This is a genomic window from Streptomyces sp. NPDC041124 (assembly GCF_055592385.1).
Genome location: NZ_JBVIYR010000011.1, coordinates 302,329 through 316,581, shown reverse-complemented (window position 1 = coordinate 316,581; position 14,253 = coordinate 302,329). Strand labels below are relative to the sequence as shown.

The following is a 14,253-nucleotide window of genomic DNA, read 5'->3' as shown; positions in this document are numbered from 1 at the left end:
CCGTGGCGGGGACGCCTACGCGGGGATCCGCCGGTCCACCCACCGCCACAGCAGCTCCAGCACCCCCGCCGCGACGACCGCGACACCGGCCGCCGTCCACGGCATGGTCATGCCCACCAGTTTCAGTGCGAAGAAGTGCTGGAGCCACGGCACCACCAGCACCAGCAGGAACGCCCCGCCCATCGCCGCCACCAGACCGATCCGCCACCACGTGTACGGGCGGGCGATGATCGCCAGCACCCAGATCGAGATCAGGAACAGCGTCAGTGTCGCCGCGCTCGTCTCCGCCTCCAGCGAGCCCTCGCCGCTGTAGTGCCCCCGCGCGATCAGGTACGTCGTGAAGGTGGCCGTCGCGGCCAGCACCCCGCCGGGGATCGCGTACCGCATGACCCGCTTCACGAAGTCCGGCCGGGCGCGCTCCTTGTTGGGGGCGAGCGCCAGGAAGAACGCCGGGACGCCGATGGTGAGCGTGGACAGCAGCGTCAGGTGGCGCGGCAGGAACGGGTACTCCACCTGCGAGATCACCACCAGCACCGCCAGCAGTACCGAGTACACCGTCTTCACCAGGAACAGCGTCGCGACCCGGGTGATGTTGCCGATCACCCGGCGCCCCTCCGCCACCACCGACGGCAGCGTGGCGAAGCTGTTGTTCAGCAGCACGATCTGCGCGACCGCCCGGGTGGCCTCCGAACCGGAGCCCATCGCCACGCCGATGTCGGCGTCCTTCAGCGCCAGCACGTCGTTCACGCCGTCACCGGTCATCGCGACGGTGCTGCCGCTCGACTGGAGCGCGCCCACCATGTTCCGCTTCTGCCGCGGGGTGACCCGCCCGAACACCGTGCCCCTGTCGAGTTCCCTCGCCATGGCCTCCCGGTCCTCGGGCAGCCGGCGCGCGTCCAGCGCCGCGCCGGACAGGCCCAGCTTGGCCGCGACCGCGCCGACCGACACCGCGTTGTCGCCGGAGATGACCTTGGCGCGGACGTCCTGCTCGGCGAAGTAGCGCAGGGTGTCGGCGGCGTCGGGCCGCAGCCGCTGCTCCAGCACCACCAGCGCCATCGGCCGCACACCTTCGGCGGCGGCGGGGTCGTCGACGTCCACCCCGTCGCGGGCCCGGGCGAGGAGCAGGACCCGCAGCCCCTGCTCGTTCATCCGCACGGTCTCGGACAGGGCGGGGTCCTCTGCGTCCAGCAGCACGTCCGGCGCGCCCAGCAGCCAGGTGACGGCCGCCCGGCCCGGCTCCTCCTCGAACGTCGCGCCGCTGTACTTGCGGGCGGAGGAGAAGGGCAGCGTGTCGGTCAGGCGCCACTCGGTGGTGTCCGGGAACGCGTCGACGAGCGCCTGGAGGGAGGCGTTCGGGCGGGGGTCCGCCGAGCCGAGCTCGCCCAGCACCTTGCGCAGGTACGCCTCGTCGCCGTCCCCCAGCACCCGCAGCTCGGTGACGTCCATGCCGCCCTCGGTGAGCGTGCCGGTCTTGTCCAGGCAGACCGTGTCGACCCGGGCCAGGCCCTCGATCGCGGGCAGCTCCTGCACCAGGCACTGCTTGCGGCCCAGCCGGATCACGCCGATCGCGAAGGCCACGGAGGTGAGCAGCACCAGCCCCTCCGGGACCATCGGCACGATGCCGCCGACGGTGCGGGCGATGGAGTTCTTCAGCTCGTTGTCCTTGACCACCAGCTGGCTGATGACCAGGCCGATCGCGGTCGGCACCATCATCCACGTCACGTACTTGAGGATCGTGGAGATGCCGCTGCGCAGCTCGGAGTGGACGAGGGTGAAACGGGACGCCTCCTCGGCGAGCTGCGCCGCGTAGGCCTCGCGCCCCACCCTGGTCGCCTGGAAGGAGCCGCCGCCCGCGACGACGAAACTGCCGGACAGGACCTGGTCGCCGGGTTTCTTCACCACCGGGTCGGCCTCGCCGGTGAGCAGCGACTCGTCGATCTCCAGGCCGTCCGCCTCGACGCACACCCCGTCGACGACGACCTTGTCGCCCGGCCCGACCTCGATCAGGTCGTCCAGCACGATCCGGGACGTGGCGATCTCGGCGGCCGTGCCGTCCCTGCGCACCGTGGGCCGCACCTCGCCGATCACCGCGAGGGAGTCCAGGGTCTTCTTCGCCCGCCACTCCTGGACGATGCCGATGCCGGTGTTGGCGAGGATGACGAAGCCGAACAGGCTGTCCTGGATGGGCGCGACGATCAGCATGATCACCCAGAGCACGCCGATGATCGCGTTGAACCGGGTGAGGACGTTCGCGCGGACGATCTCGGTCAGCGAGCGGCTGCTGCGCACCGGCACGTCGTTGACCTGGCCGCGGGCCACCCGGTCGGCCACCTGCGCCGAGGTCAGCCCGGTCGCCGCGGGGGTGACCGTGGCGGGGGGCGCGGCAGCGGTCCGGGCGTCCGCGTCGAGATGCGTCATGCATCCGACGGTACGTGTGGATCAGGGGCCGCACCCACCCGGACGGCGGAAGATCCGACCAGGGGAGGACGGCCGCGGAGGGCCGTGGGCCCGTGGTCGTACGGCGGTGGCGGGGACGGCAGTTGGGGGCGCGGGTGCCGGACGTCTCAGGCGGTGCGCTCCGCCTGCGCCCGCTTGATCGCGGCGTCGCGCCTGCGGACGTACCAGATGCCGATGAGGCCGAGTCCGGCGCCGGCCAGGCAGGTCCACAGCCACCAGGTGTGGCCGTGGTCGTCGAACCAGCCGTAGAAGGGCAGCTGCACCAGGAAGAGGACGAACCAGACGATCGTGCCGCCGGTGATGGTGGCGACCACGGGGCCCTCCAGGGGCTCCGGCGCCTCGTGCTTGGGGGTCCACTTCGCCATGCGGACAGCTTACGAGGGCCGGCGGGGGGCGTATCGAGTGAGGTGTGCCGCAGTGGGTGTCTGTCCGGCCGGATTCGTCTACGCGCGGAGATAGCATCGACGTCGTTATATGTTCATACTGAATCCGTTTGTCTCTGACCGCTTTCATTCGTAGAAAACACCAAAGGGCTTCCCGGGGAGCCCACCGGTGATGAGGTCCCCGTATGTCCACGTCGGCCCCCGCCAAGGTGCCCACCCCCGAGCAGCCGGGGTCCGGCTCCGGCGTCCTCGACCGCCACTTCCGGATCAGCGAACGCGGCAGCACCCTGTCGCGTGAGGTCCGCGGCGGTTTCGCCACCTTCTTCGCGATGGCCTACATCATCGTGCTGAACCCGATCATCCTGGGCAGCGCGAAGGACATGTACGGCCACCAGCTGGACAACGGCCAGCTGGTCACCGCGACCGCCCTGACCGCGGCGTTCACCACGCTCCTCATGGGTGTCATCGGCAACGTCCCGATCGCGCTCGCCGCCGGCCTCGGCGTCAACTCCGTCGTCGCGCTCCAGCTCGCCCCGCGCATGTCCTGGCCGGACGCCATGGGCATGGTGGTGCTGGCCGGTTTCGTCGTCATGCTGCTGGTCGCCACCGGTCTGCGCGAGCGCGTGATGAACGCCGTCCCGTACGGACTGCGCAAGGCCATCGCCATCGGTATCGGCCTGTTCATCATGCTGATCGGCCTGGTCGACTCCGGCTTCGTCGCCCGCATCCCGGACGCCGCCCAGACCACCGTCCCGCTCCAGCTCGGCGCCACCGGCCACCTCAACGGCTGGCCCGTCCTCGTCTTCGTCCTCGGCACGCTGCTCACGCTGGCGCTGATCGTGCGCAAGGTACCCGGCGCGATCCTCATCTCGATCGTCGCCATGACGGCCGTCGCGCTGGTCATCAACGCCGTCGCCGACATCGAGTCCTGGGGCCTGACCACGCCGACCTGGCCCGGCAACCCGGTCGCCACCCCCGACTTCGGCCTGATCGGCGAGGTCAGCCTGTTCGGCGGCTTCGGGAAGGTCGGGGTGCTGACCGGTGTCCTGTTCGTCTTCACCGTGCTGCTGTCGTGCTTCTTCGACGCGATGGGCACGATCATGGGCGTCTCGGACGAGGCCAAGCTGACCGACGGCGAGGGCCAGATGCCCGGCATCAACAAGGTCCTGTTCATCGACGGTGTCGCGGTCGCCGCGGGTGGCGCCAGCTCCTCCTCCGCCACCACCGCGTTCGTGGAGTCCACCGCCGGTGTCGGCGAGGGCGCCCGGACCGGCTTCGCCAACGTGATCACCGGCGGTCTGTTCGCCGTCGCGCTGTTCCTCACGCCCGTCGCCACCATGGTCCCGTCCCAGGCCGCCACCCCGGCGCTGGTGGCGGTCGGCTTCCTGATCCTGGCGGGCTCGATCAAGGAGATCGACTGGGCGGACTACACGATCGCCGTACCGGCCTTCGTGACGATGCTGATGATGCCGTTCACCTACTCGATCACCAACGGCATCGGCATGGGCTTCATCACCTTCGCGGTGCTGCGCCTGGCGGCCGGACGCGGCCGGGAGGTCCCGCCGGCGATGTACGCGGTGGCCGCGGTCTTCGCCTTCTACTACCTGATGCCCGCACTGGGCCTCACCTGAGGTGAGGACGCGGGGCCTCAGGTGACCCCGTAGAACTTCTCCGTCTCCTCGACGGCGGACTGGAACCGCTGGTCGAAGTCATCGCGCATGAGCGTCCGGACGACATGGTCCTGGACGCTCATGCCGCGTTGGGCGGCATGTTCCCGGAGCCGGCCGAATCACTCGTACGGGTGATCTCCCGTGACAGGAGTGGCAGGTCTCACGGGGAGGGACCCGCATTTCCGGTGGTCTTTAGCGAGAGTAATGAGTTACTCTAACGAACATGCCGGACTTCAGCCATGGCGACGACGCAGCCGCCGTGAACGCCCTCCGCTCCGCCGTGATGCGGCTGTCCCGTCGGCTCAAGCACCAGCGCGTCGACGAATCCCTCAGCCCCACCGAGATGTCGGTGCTCGGCACCCTGGCCCGCTGCGGCAGCGCCACCCCGGGCGAGCTCGCCCGCAAGGAGCACGTCCAGCCGCCGTCGATGACCCGCATCGTGGGGCTGCTGGAGGCCAAGGGCCTCGTCCGCCTCGAGCCGCACCCCGACGACCGGCGCCAGAAGGTCGTCACACAGACCGAACGGGCCGAGACGATGCTCGAGGAGAGCCGCCGCAAGCGGAACGCGTTCCTCGCGACGCTGGTGGAGGAGCTCGACGAGGACGAGTGGGCGACACTGCGTGCCGCCGCCCCCGTGCTGGAGAAACTCGCGCACATCTGAGCACACGCACCCACGCCGCGGGCAGCGGCCGCAGCAAGGAGGCGAACCCTTTGAGGACGGGATCCGGAGCAGCTTCCGCCCCCGCACCTGACCACCGCGACACCCAGGCCGCCCTCGACACCCCCGCCCGCAGGAACTCCATGTTCTCCTCGCTGAGGATCAGGAACTACCGCCTGTTCTTCCTCGGCCAGGTCGTCTCCAACATCGGCACCTGGATGCAGCGCATCGCCCAGGACTGGCTGGTGCTGAGCCTCACCGGCTCCTCGGCCGCCGTCGGCATCACCACCGCCCTGCAGTTCCTGCCGATGCTGCTCTTCGGCCTCTACGGAGGCGTCCTCGTCGACCGGCTGCGCAAGCGGCCCGCCCTCATCGTCACCCAGACCGCGATGGCCCTCACCGCGATCGCGCTCGCCGTCCTCACCCTCACCGGCCTGGTCGACGTCTGGCACATCTACGTCGCCGCCTTCGCCCTCGGCCTCGCCACCGTCGTCGACAACCCCGCCCGGCAGGCCTTCGTCTCCGAACTCGTCGGCCCCCGCCAGCTGCAGAACGCGGTCAGCCTGAACTCCGCGAACTTCCAGTCCGCCCGCCTGGTCGGCCCCGCCGTCGCGGGCCTGCTGATCACCGGCGTCGGCACGGGCTGGGCGTTCCTCCTCAACGGCCTGTCCTTCATCGCGCCGCTCACCGGCCTGATGATGATGCGCGCCCGCGAACTGCACGCCGTCGAGCGCGCCCCGCGCGGCAAGGGACAGCTGCGGGAGGGCCTGCGCTACGTCACCGGACGGCCCGAACTGCTCTGGCCGATCGTCCTGGTCGGCTTCATCGGCACCTTCGCCTTCAACTTCCCCGTCTACCTCTCGGCCTTCGCCGACGACGTCTTCGACGGCGGCGCGGGCGTCTACAGCATGTTCAACACGCTGATGGCGGTCGGCTCCGTCTCCGGCGCCCTGCTCGCCGCCCGGCGCGGCACAGCACGGCTGCGGCTGCTGATCATGGCCGCGATCGCGTTCGGCGCGCTGGAGATCCTGGCCGCGGCGTCCCCGCGGCTGTGGATGTTCGCCCTGATCATGGTCCCGCTGGGGCTGGTCTCGATGACGGTCAACGTCACCACCAACACCAGCCTCCAGATGGCCACCGACCCGGTCATGCGCGGCCGTGTCATGGCCCTCTACATGATGGTGTTCCTCGGCGGCGCACCGGTCGGCGCCCCGATCGTCGGCTGGATCACCGACACCTACGGCGCCCGCGTCGGCTTCGCGGCCGGCGGCGCGGTCGCGGTCGCCGCGGCGTCCGTCATCGGCCTGATCCTGGCCCGGCTCGGCGGCCTGCGGCTGTCGGTGCGCTGGGACCGGGGCCACCCGCGCGTGCGGTTCGTGCCCCGGGAGCGTCAGGAGGCGCTGGCGCCGGTGGCGTGATCGCCCCCGGGCCGCGCCCCCGGCCGGTCGCGGGGGAACTCGTCGGTCCCGAGGACCAGACCGACGGCCGTCCGGGCCAGATCGATCTCGGTGCCGAAGCCGAAGCACACGCTGCCGTGGTACTTCCCGTCCTCCGGCAGCGTGTGCAGGTGCCACTCGGCGGTGTACGGGTCGACGACCAGGTACACCGGCACGCCGGCGGCGGCGTAGGCGTCCTTCTTGGGGCCGTAGTCGTTCCCCGCGGTGCTCCGGGAGATCACCTCGGCGATGAACTCGACGTCCTCGCAGCGCCACCGGCCTTCGGCGTTCTGGGCCGCGCCCTCGGCCAGCAGCGTCACGTCGGAGGCGAAGCCGTTGAGATGCCCCGGGTAGTCGATGCGGACGTCGGACTTGATTCGCTTCCGCGGGTACTTCACGCGCAGTTGTTCGACGATGTCGAGAATGATCTCCCAGTGCGTGTCCCGCTGCGGCGTCATGAAGATGTGCCCCCCGACGATCTCGGTCTTGTAACCCTCGGGGACGGGCATCTTCTCCAGCCACTCGAACATCGTGTCGAGTGTGAGCTCGTCGCTGCTCTCGGCCATCGCGATCCTGTCGTCGAGGACGGTCATCGTGGCGCTCCTCCCCGGCTGCCGCTCGATGCGTGCACCCGCGCGGTACAACGATACGCACGGCGACCGGGACACGCGGGAGCGCACGCGCGTTCCCCTGTGAGACTGGGTGCATGAGACTCTTCGCCGCCGTGCTGCCCCCCGAGGACGTGGTCCACGAGCTCGCCGTCGAGGTCGGGCGGCTGCGGGAGCTGCCCGGGGCGGACGGGATGCGGTGGACCGAGCGGGCCGGGTGGCACTTCACGCTGGCGTTCTACGGGGAGGTCGGCGACGAGCTGGTGCCCGGGCTGACGGAGCGCCTGGCGCGGGCCGCCGCCCGCACCGAGCCGTTCGGGCTGGCGCTGCGCGGCGGAGGCCAGTTCGGGCGGGGGAAGGCCCTGTGGGCCGGCGCGGAGGGCGACCTCGCGGCCATGCGGCTGCTGGCCGGGCGGGCCGAGGCGGCCGCGCGGAAGGCGGGCGTGCCGATGGACGGGCACCGCCGCTACACGGCCCACCTGACGCTGGCCCGCAGCCGGGACGGCGTCGGCGTGCGGCCGTACCTCGACGCCCTGGAGGGCCTCCGCTCCCGCACCTGGACCGTGGATGAGCTGGTGCTGGTGCGCAGCCACCTGCCGAGGTCCGGGGTCCCGGGCGAGCAGCCGCGCTACGAGGCGGTCGCCCGCCGGGCACTGGGCGCGGCCGGTTAGGCTCGACGGCGTGGACCCGAAAACCCGGAACCGGATCATGGCCGGTGCGCTCGTATTGATGTTCGTCGTCGTGGGGCTGGCGTCGGCGCTGGGCAGGTAGCGCCGACGCCGGCCCGCACGGCGGGCCCGCCGTCTACCAGGCGAAGGCCTCGGGGGACGGTCCCGGCCCCGGGAAGATCTCGTCCAGCGAGGTCAGCAGCTCCTCGCTCAGCTCCAGCTCGACCGCCCGCAGCGCGGACGCGAGCTGCCCGGCCGTGCGCGGACCGACGATCGGGCCGGTGACCCCGGGCCGGGTGAGCAGCCAGGCCAGCGCGGCCTCGCCGGGCTCGATGCCGTGCTTGTCGAGCAGGTCCTCGTACGCCTGGATCTGCGCCCGTGCGGTCGGGTCGGCGAGGGCGTCGGCGGCCCGCCCGGAGGCGCGGCGGCCACCCTCGGCCTGCTTCTTGAGCACCCCGCCCAGGAGTCCGCCGTGCAGCGGCGACCAGGGGATCACCCCGAGCCCGTAGTCGCGGGCGGCCGGGATCACCTCCATCTCGGCGCGGCGCTCGGCGAGGTTGTACAGGCACTGCTCGCTGACCAGCCCGATGGTGCCGCCGCGCCGGGCGGCGATCTCGTTGGCCTGGGCGATCTTGTAGCCGGGGAAGTTCGAGGAGCCGACGTAGAGGATCTTGCCCTGCTGGATCAGGACGTCGACCGCCTGCCAGATCTCCTCGAACGGGGTGTCCCGGTCGACGTGGTGGAACTGGTAGATGTCGATGTAGTCGGTGCCCAGCCGCCTCAGCGAGGCGTCGACCGCGCGCCGGATGTTCACCGCGGACAGCTTGTCGTGGTTGGGCCAGGCCTCGCCGTCGGCGCCCATGTTCCCGTACACCTTCGTCGCGAGGACCACCTTGTCGCGGCGGTCGCCGCCCTTGGCGAACCAGCTGCCGATGATGTTCTCGGTGCGGCCCTTGTTCTCGCCCCAGCCGTACACGTTGGCGGTGTCGAAGAAGTTGATGCCGGCGTCCAGCGCCGCGTCCATGATGGCGTGACTGTCGGCCTCGTCGGTCTGCGGACCGAAGTTCATCGTCCCGAGGACGAGCCGGCTGACCTTGAGACCTGTGCGTCCGAGCTGCGTGTACTTCATGTTCATCAAGCCAACGGCTTGGAGTGCGCTCTATGCAAGAGGGGCCGGTCCCGGGGGAAGTCGTCGGTGCGGAGGGTCAGGTCGGCCACGGTGCCGGTCAGATCGATGTCGTCGCCGAAGTCCACCCTCGTCCGCGTGAGGTAGTCGCCGTCCTTGGGGTCGGTGTAGACGAAACAGCGGCCCTGGTAGGGGTCGGCGATGACGTAGAGAGGGACCTCGGCGGTCGCGTAGGCGGCCTTCTTCGGACCGTAGTCGTTGGCGGCCGTGCCCTCGGAGATGACCTCGAAGACGAACCTGACGTCCTCGTAGCGCCAGTGGTTTCCCTCGTCCTTCTCCGCGGAGGCACGGAGGACGGCCACGTCGGGACAGAGGCCGTTCTCGTGCCCCGGAAAGTCGATGCGGACGTCCGAGAAGACCAGGGCGTCCTTCCCGAACCGGGCTTCAACGGCCATCGCCATCTTGAAGATGATGGTCCAATGGGTGTCACGCTGCGGTGTCATGTAGACGGTGCCCCCGACGATCTCGACTTTGAACCCTTCGGGGACGGGCATCCGCTCCAGCCGCTCGAACCACTCGTCCAAGCTCTGGGTGTTGTCGCTCTCGGCCATCGCGATCCTGTCGTCAAGGACGGTCATCGTGGCGCGCTCCTCCCCGGCCGCCCACGGACGAGTGCGGCCGCGCGGTACAACGATACGCACGGTGAGCAGGACACGGGACGGGCCGCGCATGCCGGACGGGCGGGACGGTCACTCCGCTCCGTCGTACGGCCCGCCCAGGTCCCACTCCTGCCACAGCGCCTCGGCGAAGGCCCCGGCGATCTTGTGTTCGCCGGTCTCGTTCGGGTGGGTGCCGTCGTAGGTGTCGGTGTGGAAGTCGTACGACTCCGGCGGCGGGACGAGCAGCAGCGGGGAGCGCGGTTCGTCGAGGTCGGCGACGGTCTTCGCGAGGAGTTCGTTGAAGTGCGTGACCTGCTCGGCGAAGGAGGTGTCCGCCTCCACCCGGATGTTGCGGATCACCGGCATCACGGCGACACGGACGCGCGGCCGGGCGGCCCGCGCCTCGGCGACGAACGCCCGCACGTTGCCCGCCGTCTGCTCGGCGTTGGTGTAGAAGCCCAGGTCGATCAGGCCCAGCGACACCAGCAGCACGTCCGCCCGGCAGGAGCGCACGGCCTCGCCGATCAGCGGGGTCATGTGGTGCCAGCCCTCGCCCCAGCCCGCCAGGTGGGCGCGGGGGAAGTCCGGGTCGGCGTACGCGTAGGAGGTCGGGGCGTCCGTCGACGGGTCGTGGAGCGTCTCGCGCGGGCCGACCAGGGTGAACGGACCACCGTACGCGGTGCACAGGTGCTGCCACAGTCGGTAGCGCCAGGTGTGTTCACCCGCGCTCCCGATCGTCATCGAGTCACCTACGGGCATGAACCTGAGCACACGATCATCATCGTGGATCGGCCCGGCGGCCGCGATGTGAGACCGGACACCCGCCGTGAAGTCCGCTGCGCCATGGCAGTCTTGGCCCATGCGCAGACCGTTCGCCCTGCTCGCCGCGACCCTCCTCACGGGCGCGCTCGCCGCGCCCGCCGCCTCCGCCGCCGACGGCGACGAGGGCTTCACGGTCAGGGACCCGCGCATCACCGAGTCCAGCGGGCTCGCCGCGTCCCGCCTCCACCCCGGCGTCTACTGGACCCACAACGACAGCGACGACGGCCCCTACCTGTACGCCGTCGACGGCGCGACCGGTGAGACCGTCGCCCGTCTCACCCTCACCGGCGTCGGCACGCCCCGGGACGTCGAGGCGATCTCCGTCGGACCGGGCGACAGGATCTTCGTCGGCGACATCGGGGACAACCTCGGCGGTACGTGGCCCTACGTCTGGATCTACGAACTGCCCGAGCCGAAGGAGCTGAAGGACGCGACCGTGCGCGCCACGCAGTACGTGGTGAAGTACTCCGACGGGGCCCGGGACGCCGAGTCGATGGTCGTGCACCCGAAGACCGGGCGCGTCTACATCGTCGACAAGAAGGAGGAGGGCGGGCACCTGTACGAGGGGCCCGAGAAGCTCTCCCCGTCCGGGGACAACGTCTTCCGGCCGGTCGCCCCCGTCGAGCTGTGGGCCACCGACGCCGCGCTCTCCCCGGACGGCGAGCACCTCGCCGTACGCGGCTACTTCGGCGGCATCCACTACGCCTGGAACGGCGGCAGGCTCCGGCGCGAGGGGCGGCTGAGCGTGCCGCTCCAGGGGCAGGGGGAGTCGGTGACCTTCTCCGCCGACGGCTCCCGGATCCTGTACGGCTCCGAGGGCGCCGAGAGCCCGGTCGAGTCCCGCGAGGCGCCCGGCGCCGGTGGGGACGGGGGCGGTGGTGGGAAGGGTGCCCGCACGGAGGACGGGAAGGGCGTCGCGGGCGGCGGCGACGGGACCACCGTCAAGATCGGCGCGGTCACGCTGGCGGTGGTCGTCGCGGCCCTCTTCGGGCTGGGCCGCCTGCGCCGCCGCAGGCGCTGAGCCGGGAGCAGCCGGTCAGCTCGCCGGCGGGCCGGGTGCCGGCCGGTCCTCCTCCGGGCCGGGCGCCGGCCGGTCCTCCGCTCCCGCCGCCCGCCGGGCGACGAACTCCTCCAGGCCGTCCAGGATGCGCTGCAACCCGAACTCGAAGTGGTCGAAGTCGGAGCCGAAGGTGTCCTCGGAGAGACCGGCGAGGACGGGGTAGCGCCCGCTGGCCATGGCCTGCTCCAGGGCCGGCCGCTGCGCCTCCCAGAACTGCGCGTCCGTCAGCCCCGAACTGCGCTCCGCCTCCTCCTGGTACAGCTGCGTACGGGCGGCCCCGACGACGTACCCGTCGATCATGATGATCGCCGACACCAGCTCCGGGTCGGACAGGCCCATCGGCTTGATCCGGGAGAGCACCCGCTCCATGCCGTCCAGCGCGCTCGGGCCGAGGATCGGGCGGGACTGGTTGACCTCCAGCAGCCAGGGGTGCCGGCGGTACAGGGCGAGGGCGGCCCGGCCCAGGGACTCCAGCGCGGCGCGCCAGCCGTCGCCGGGGGCCGCGGGGTTCTCCGAGGGCCGCTGCACCCGGTCCAGCATCAGGTCGAGCAGTTCGGCCTTGCCGGGGACGTAGCGGTACAGGGACATCGTGCCGGTGCCGAGCTCCGTGGCGATGCGGCGCATCGACAGCGCGCCGAGTCCGTCGCGGTCGGCGACGTCGACGGCGGTCTCCACGATCCGTTCCAGGGTCAGGCCCGGTTTCGGCCCCCGGCTGGGCCGCGGCCCGGTGTCCCACAGCAGGTCGAGGGTGCGCGCGATGTCGCCGCTGCCACTGGTCCGCGTACCGCTCCCGCCGCTGCTCATGGGCGCAGTCTAGATCCGAGCCGAAAAACTGGGTACGCCGTACGCGCAATCGGGTACGGTGTACCCAGTTAAGGAGAGAGGGGGGACCCATGAACGACGACGGTTACGCGGTCCGGGCTGAAGGGCTGGAGAAGCGCTACGGCGAGAAGCGCGCTCTCGACGGCTTCGACCTCGCCGTCCGCGAGGGCACGGTGCACGGACTGCTCGGACCGAACGGCGCGGGCAAGACCACCGCCGTACGCATCCTGTCGACGCTGATCCGGGTCGACGGCGGCCGGGCGACCGTGGCCGGGCTCGACGTGGCCCGCAGCCCGCGCGAGGTGCGGGCGCGCATCGGGCTCACCGGGCAGTACGCGGCGGTGGACGAGGTACTCACCGGACGGCAGAACCTGGAGATGTTCGGCAGGCTGTTCCACCTGGGGGGCAGGCGGGCCAGGGCGCGGGCGGCCGAGCTGCTGGAGCAGTTCGACCTGGCCGGCGCCGCCGACAAGGGCGTCGGCGACTACAGCGGCGGCATGCGGCGCCGGCTGGACCTGGCGGCCTCGATGATCCTCACGCCGGCCGTGCTGTTCCTGGACGAGCCGACGACCGGCCTCGACCCGCGCAGCAGGGGAGAGGTCTGGGACTCCGTGCGGGCGCTGGTGGCCGGCGGGACGACCGTGCTGCTGACCACGCAGTACCTGGAGGAGGCCGACCGGCTGGCCTCCCGGATCACCGTCATCGACCAGGGCCGGGCCATCGCCGACGACACCCCGGACGGGCTGAAGAACCTGGTCGGCGGCGACCGGATCGAGGTCGTGGTCGGCGAACGGTCGGACATCCCCCGCGTGGTGAAGGTGGTCGCCCGGGTCGCCGACGGCGAACCCGAGTCGGACGACACCGAGTTGCGGGTGCACGCCCCCGTGACCGACCGGGTGGCCGCGCTGACCGACGTCGCCCGCACCCTGCAGGACGAGGGCGTGCGGGTGGAGGACATCGGGTTGCGCAGGCCCAGCCTCGACGACGTGTTCCTGCGCCTGACCGGACACCGCACGGAGAAGGAGGAGGTGGCGGCATGAGCGCGCTGGACCTGACCGGACCCTCCCCCCGCGGCCGCGTGTACTGGGCGCTGGCGGACTGCTGGAACCTCGTCCGCCGCAGCCTGACCCACTACCGGCGCCAGCCGGTCAACATCGCCTGGCAGCTGGGCTTCCCGATCCTGTCGGTGCTGCTGTACGGCTATGTCTTCGGCAGCGCGATGCAGGTGCCCGGCGGCGGTGACTACAAGGACTTCCTGATGCCCGGGATGTTCGTGATGACGATGGCGTTCGGCTTCATCAACACCGCGACGGTCGTGGTCCACGACTCCACCAAGGGCGTCATCGACCGCTTCCGCTCGATGCCGATGGCGTCCTCGGCGGTGGTGGCCGGGCGCGGGGTGACCGATCTGATCGTCGCCTGCGCCGAGTTGGCCATCCTGATGCTGACCGCGCTGGTCATGGGCTGGCGCCCGGACGGCGGCTGGGGCTTCCTGGCGGCGTTCGGACTGCTGCTGTGGCTGCGGTTCGCGCTGATCTGGCTCGGCGTCTGGCTGGGCCTGCTGGTGCCCAACCCGGAGGCCGCGGGCGGCCTGTTCGCGGTCGCCTTCCCGCTGACGATGATCTCCAGCATCTTCGTCGCCCCGCAGCTCATGCCCGACTGGCTGGGCTGGGTGGCCGCCTGGAACCCGATCTCCTCCACGGCGGCGGCGGCCCGCGACCTGTTCGGCACCCCGGCCGGCGGCGGCGACTCCTGGGTCGAACAGCACGCGCTGCTGATGGCCGGGGTGTGGCCCCTCGTCCTGACGGCCGTCTTCCTGCCGCTGGCGGTACGGAGGTTCCAGCGGCTCAGCCGGTGAGGTGAGCCCCGGCCCGGGGGTGCAGG

The 14,253-nt window shown here is 71.2% G+C and carries 14 protein-coding genes and 1 pseudogene; 7 read left to right on the top strand and 8 right to left on the bottom strand.

Annotated features, from left to right (window positions below; translation table 11 throughout):
* Positions 1-15: 15 nt before the first annotated feature.
* Complete coding sequence (locus tag ACZ6A9_RS28110; RefSeq protein ID WP_468990733.1) at positions 16-2,418, bottom strand: HAD-IC family P-type ATPase; 2,403 nt, start codon at positions 2,416-2,418, stop codon at positions 16-18.
* A 146-nt stretch (positions 2,419-2,564) separates the two neighbouring features.
* Positions 2,565-2,822 (bottom strand): DUF2530 domain-containing protein, encoded by a 258-nt coding sequence (locus tag ACZ6A9_RS28105; RefSeq protein ID WP_468990730.1) that lies wholly within the window; start codon positions 2,820-2,822, stop codon positions 2,565-2,567.
* A 203-nt stretch (positions 2,823-3,025) separates the two neighbouring features.
* On the opposite strand from ACZ6A9_RS28105, the gene ACZ6A9_RS28100 reads away from it, so the two are divergent.
* On the top strand, positions 3,026-4,471 hold the full coding sequence (locus ACZ6A9_RS28100) for an NCS2 family permease (protein WP_468990724.1): 1,446 nt from the start codon (positions 3,026-3,028) through the stop codon (positions 4,469-4,471).
* Between the two features lie 17 nt (positions 4,472-4,488).
* Here ACZ6A9_RS28100 and ACZ6A9_RS28095 read toward each other — a convergent pair.
* Positions 4,489-4,623, bottom strand: a pseudogene (locus ACZ6A9_RS28095) (ribbon-helix-helix protein, CopG family); the annotation flags it as partial.
* 110 nt (positions 4,624-4,733) lie between these two features.
* Here ACZ6A9_RS28095 and ACZ6A9_RS28090 point away from each other — a divergent pair.
* Both ACZ6A9_RS28090 and ACZ6A9_RS28085 read left to right on the top strand, forming a co-directional pair.
* On the top strand, positions 4,734-5,171 hold the full coding sequence (locus tag ACZ6A9_RS28090) for a MarR family winged helix-turn-helix transcriptional regulator (RefSeq protein WP_468990720.1): 438 nt from the start codon (positions 4,734-4,736) through the stop codon (positions 5,169-5,171).
* 50 nt (positions 5,172-5,221) lie between these two features.
* Positions 5,222-6,586 (top strand): MFS transporter, encoded by a 1,365-nt coding sequence (locus ACZ6A9_RS28085; protein WP_468990716.1) that lies wholly within the window; start codon positions 5,222-5,224, stop codon positions 6,584-6,586.
* On the opposite strand, the gene ACZ6A9_RS28080 is transcribed toward ACZ6A9_RS28085, so the two are convergent.
* Complete coding sequence (locus tag ACZ6A9_RS28080; RefSeq protein WP_468990713.1) at positions 6,559-7,197, bottom strand: Uma2 family endonuclease; 639 nt, start codon at positions 7,195-7,197, stop codon at positions 6,559-6,561. The two genes, ACZ6A9_RS28085 and ACZ6A9_RS28080, sit on opposite strands and share 28 nt — an antisense overlap.
* Before the next feature lie 113 nt (positions 7,198-7,310).
* Between ACZ6A9_RS28080 and thpR the strand changes: the two genes are divergently transcribed.
* On the top strand, positions 7,311-7,883 hold the full coding sequence (gene thpR / locus ACZ6A9_RS28075) for an RNA 2',3'-cyclic phosphodiesterase (protein WP_468990709.1): 573 nt from the start codon (positions 7,311-7,313) through the stop codon (positions 7,881-7,883).
* A 133-nt stretch (positions 7,884-8,016) separates the two neighbouring features.
* Here thpR and ACZ6A9_RS28070 read toward each other — a convergent pair whose 3' ends face one another.
* From ACZ6A9_RS28070 to ACZ6A9_RS28060, 3 genes are all read right to left on the bottom strand, one after another.
* Positions 8,017-9,009: an aldo/keto reductase gene (locus ACZ6A9_RS28070; protein ID WP_468990706.1), complete on the bottom strand. Its 993-nt coding sequence runs from the start codon at positions 9,007-9,009 to the stop codon at positions 8,017-8,019.
* Positions 9,010-9,014: 5 nt separating this feature from the next.
* Positions 9,015-9,644 (bottom strand): Uma2 family endonuclease, encoded by a 630-nt coding sequence (locus ACZ6A9_RS28065; RefSeq protein ID WP_468990703.1) that lies wholly within the window; start codon positions 9,642-9,644, stop codon positions 9,015-9,017.
* 111 nt (positions 9,645-9,755) lie between these two features.
* Positions 9,756-10,436, bottom strand: a complete 681-nt coding sequence (locus tag ACZ6A9_RS28060; RefSeq protein WP_468990700.1) for an SGNH/GDSL hydrolase family protein — start codon at positions 10,434-10,436, stop codon at positions 9,756-9,758.
* Between the two features lie 88 nt (positions 10,437-10,524).
* On the opposite strand from ACZ6A9_RS28060, the gene ACZ6A9_RS28055 reads away from it, so the two are divergent.
* Complete coding sequence (locus tag ACZ6A9_RS28055) at positions 10,525-11,508, top strand: TolB-like translocation protein (protein WP_468990697.1); 984 nt, start codon at positions 10,525-10,527, stop codon at positions 11,506-11,508.
* A 15-nt stretch (positions 11,509-11,523) separates the two neighbouring features.
* On the opposite strand, the gene ACZ6A9_RS28050 is transcribed toward ACZ6A9_RS28055, so the two are convergent.
* Positions 11,524-12,351, bottom strand: a complete 828-nt coding sequence (locus ACZ6A9_RS28050; protein WP_468990694.1) for a TetR/AcrR family transcriptional regulator — start codon at positions 12,349-12,351, stop codon at positions 11,524-11,526.
* Positions 12,352-12,440: 89 nt separating this feature from the next.
* Between ACZ6A9_RS28050 and ACZ6A9_RS28045 the strand changes: the two genes are divergently transcribed.
* Together ACZ6A9_RS28045 and ACZ6A9_RS28040 are read left to right on the top strand one after the other, a co-directional pair.
* Positions 12,441-13,409 carry an ATP-binding cassette domain-containing protein gene (locus tag ACZ6A9_RS28045; RefSeq protein WP_468990690.1) on the top strand — a complete coding sequence of 323 codons (969 nt, stop codon included), beginning with the start codon at positions 12,441-12,443 and terminating at the stop codon, positions 13,407-13,409.
* Positions 13,406-14,227: an ABC transporter permease gene (locus ACZ6A9_RS28040; RefSeq protein WP_468990686.1), complete on the top strand. Its 822-nt coding sequence runs from the start codon at positions 13,406-13,408 to the stop codon at positions 14,225-14,227. Before ACZ6A9_RS28045 ends, ACZ6A9_RS28040 begins: the two co-directional genes overlap by 4 nt.
* Positions 14,228-14,253 lie beyond the last annotated feature (26 nt).

What these genes read in the sequence shown, in the direction of transcription:
- ACZ6A9_RS28110 (WP_468990733.1), bottom strand. Translation starts at nt 2,418, where the DNA reads ATGACGCATCTCGACGCGGACGCCCGGACCGCTGCCGCGCCCCCCGCC.
- ACZ6A9_RS28105 (WP_468990730.1), bottom strand. Translation starts at nt 2,822, where the DNA reads ATGGCGAAGTGGACCCCCAAGCACGAGGCGCCGGAGCCCCTGGAGGGC.
- ACZ6A9_RS28100 (WP_468990724.1), top strand. Translation starts at nt 3,026, where the DNA reads ATGTCCACGTCGGCCCCCGCCAAGGTGCCCACCCCCGAGCAGCCGGGG.
- ACZ6A9_RS28090 (WP_468990720.1), top strand. Translation starts at nt 4,734, where the DNA reads ATGCCGGACTTCAGCCATGGCGACGACGCAGCCGCCGTGAACGCCCTC.
- ACZ6A9_RS28080 (WP_468990713.1), bottom strand. Translation starts at nt 7,197, where the DNA reads ATGACCGTCCTCGACGACAGGATCGCGATGGCCGAGAGCAGCGACGAG.
- thpR (WP_468990709.1), top strand. Translation starts at nt 7,311, where the DNA reads ATGAGACTCTTCGCCGCCGTGCTGCCCCCCGAGGACGTGGTCCACGAG.
- ACZ6A9_RS28070 (WP_468990706.1), bottom strand. Translation starts at nt 9,009, where the DNA reads ATGAAGTACACGCAGCTCGGACGCACAGGTCTCAAGGTCAGCCGGCTC.
- ACZ6A9_RS28065 (WP_468990703.1), bottom strand. Translation starts at nt 9,644, where the DNA reads ATGACCGTCCTTGACGACAGGATCGCGATGGCCGAGAGCGACAACACC.
- ACZ6A9_RS28055 (WP_468990697.1), top strand. Translation starts at nt 10,525, where the DNA reads ATGCGCAGACCGTTCGCCCTGCTCGCCGCGACCCTCCTCACGGGCGCG.
- ACZ6A9_RS28050 (WP_468990694.1), bottom strand. Translation starts at nt 12,351, where the DNA reads ATGAGCAGCGGCGGGAGCGGTACGCGGACCAGTGGCAGCGGCGACATC.
- ACZ6A9_RS28045 (WP_468990690.1), top strand. Translation starts at nt 12,441, where the DNA reads ATGAACGACGACGGTTACGCGGTCCGGGCTGAAGGGCTGGAGAAGCGC.
- ACZ6A9_RS28040 (WP_468990686.1), top strand. Translation starts at nt 13,406, where the DNA reads ATGAGCGCGCTGGACCTGACCGGACCCTCCCCCCGCGGCCGCGTGTAC.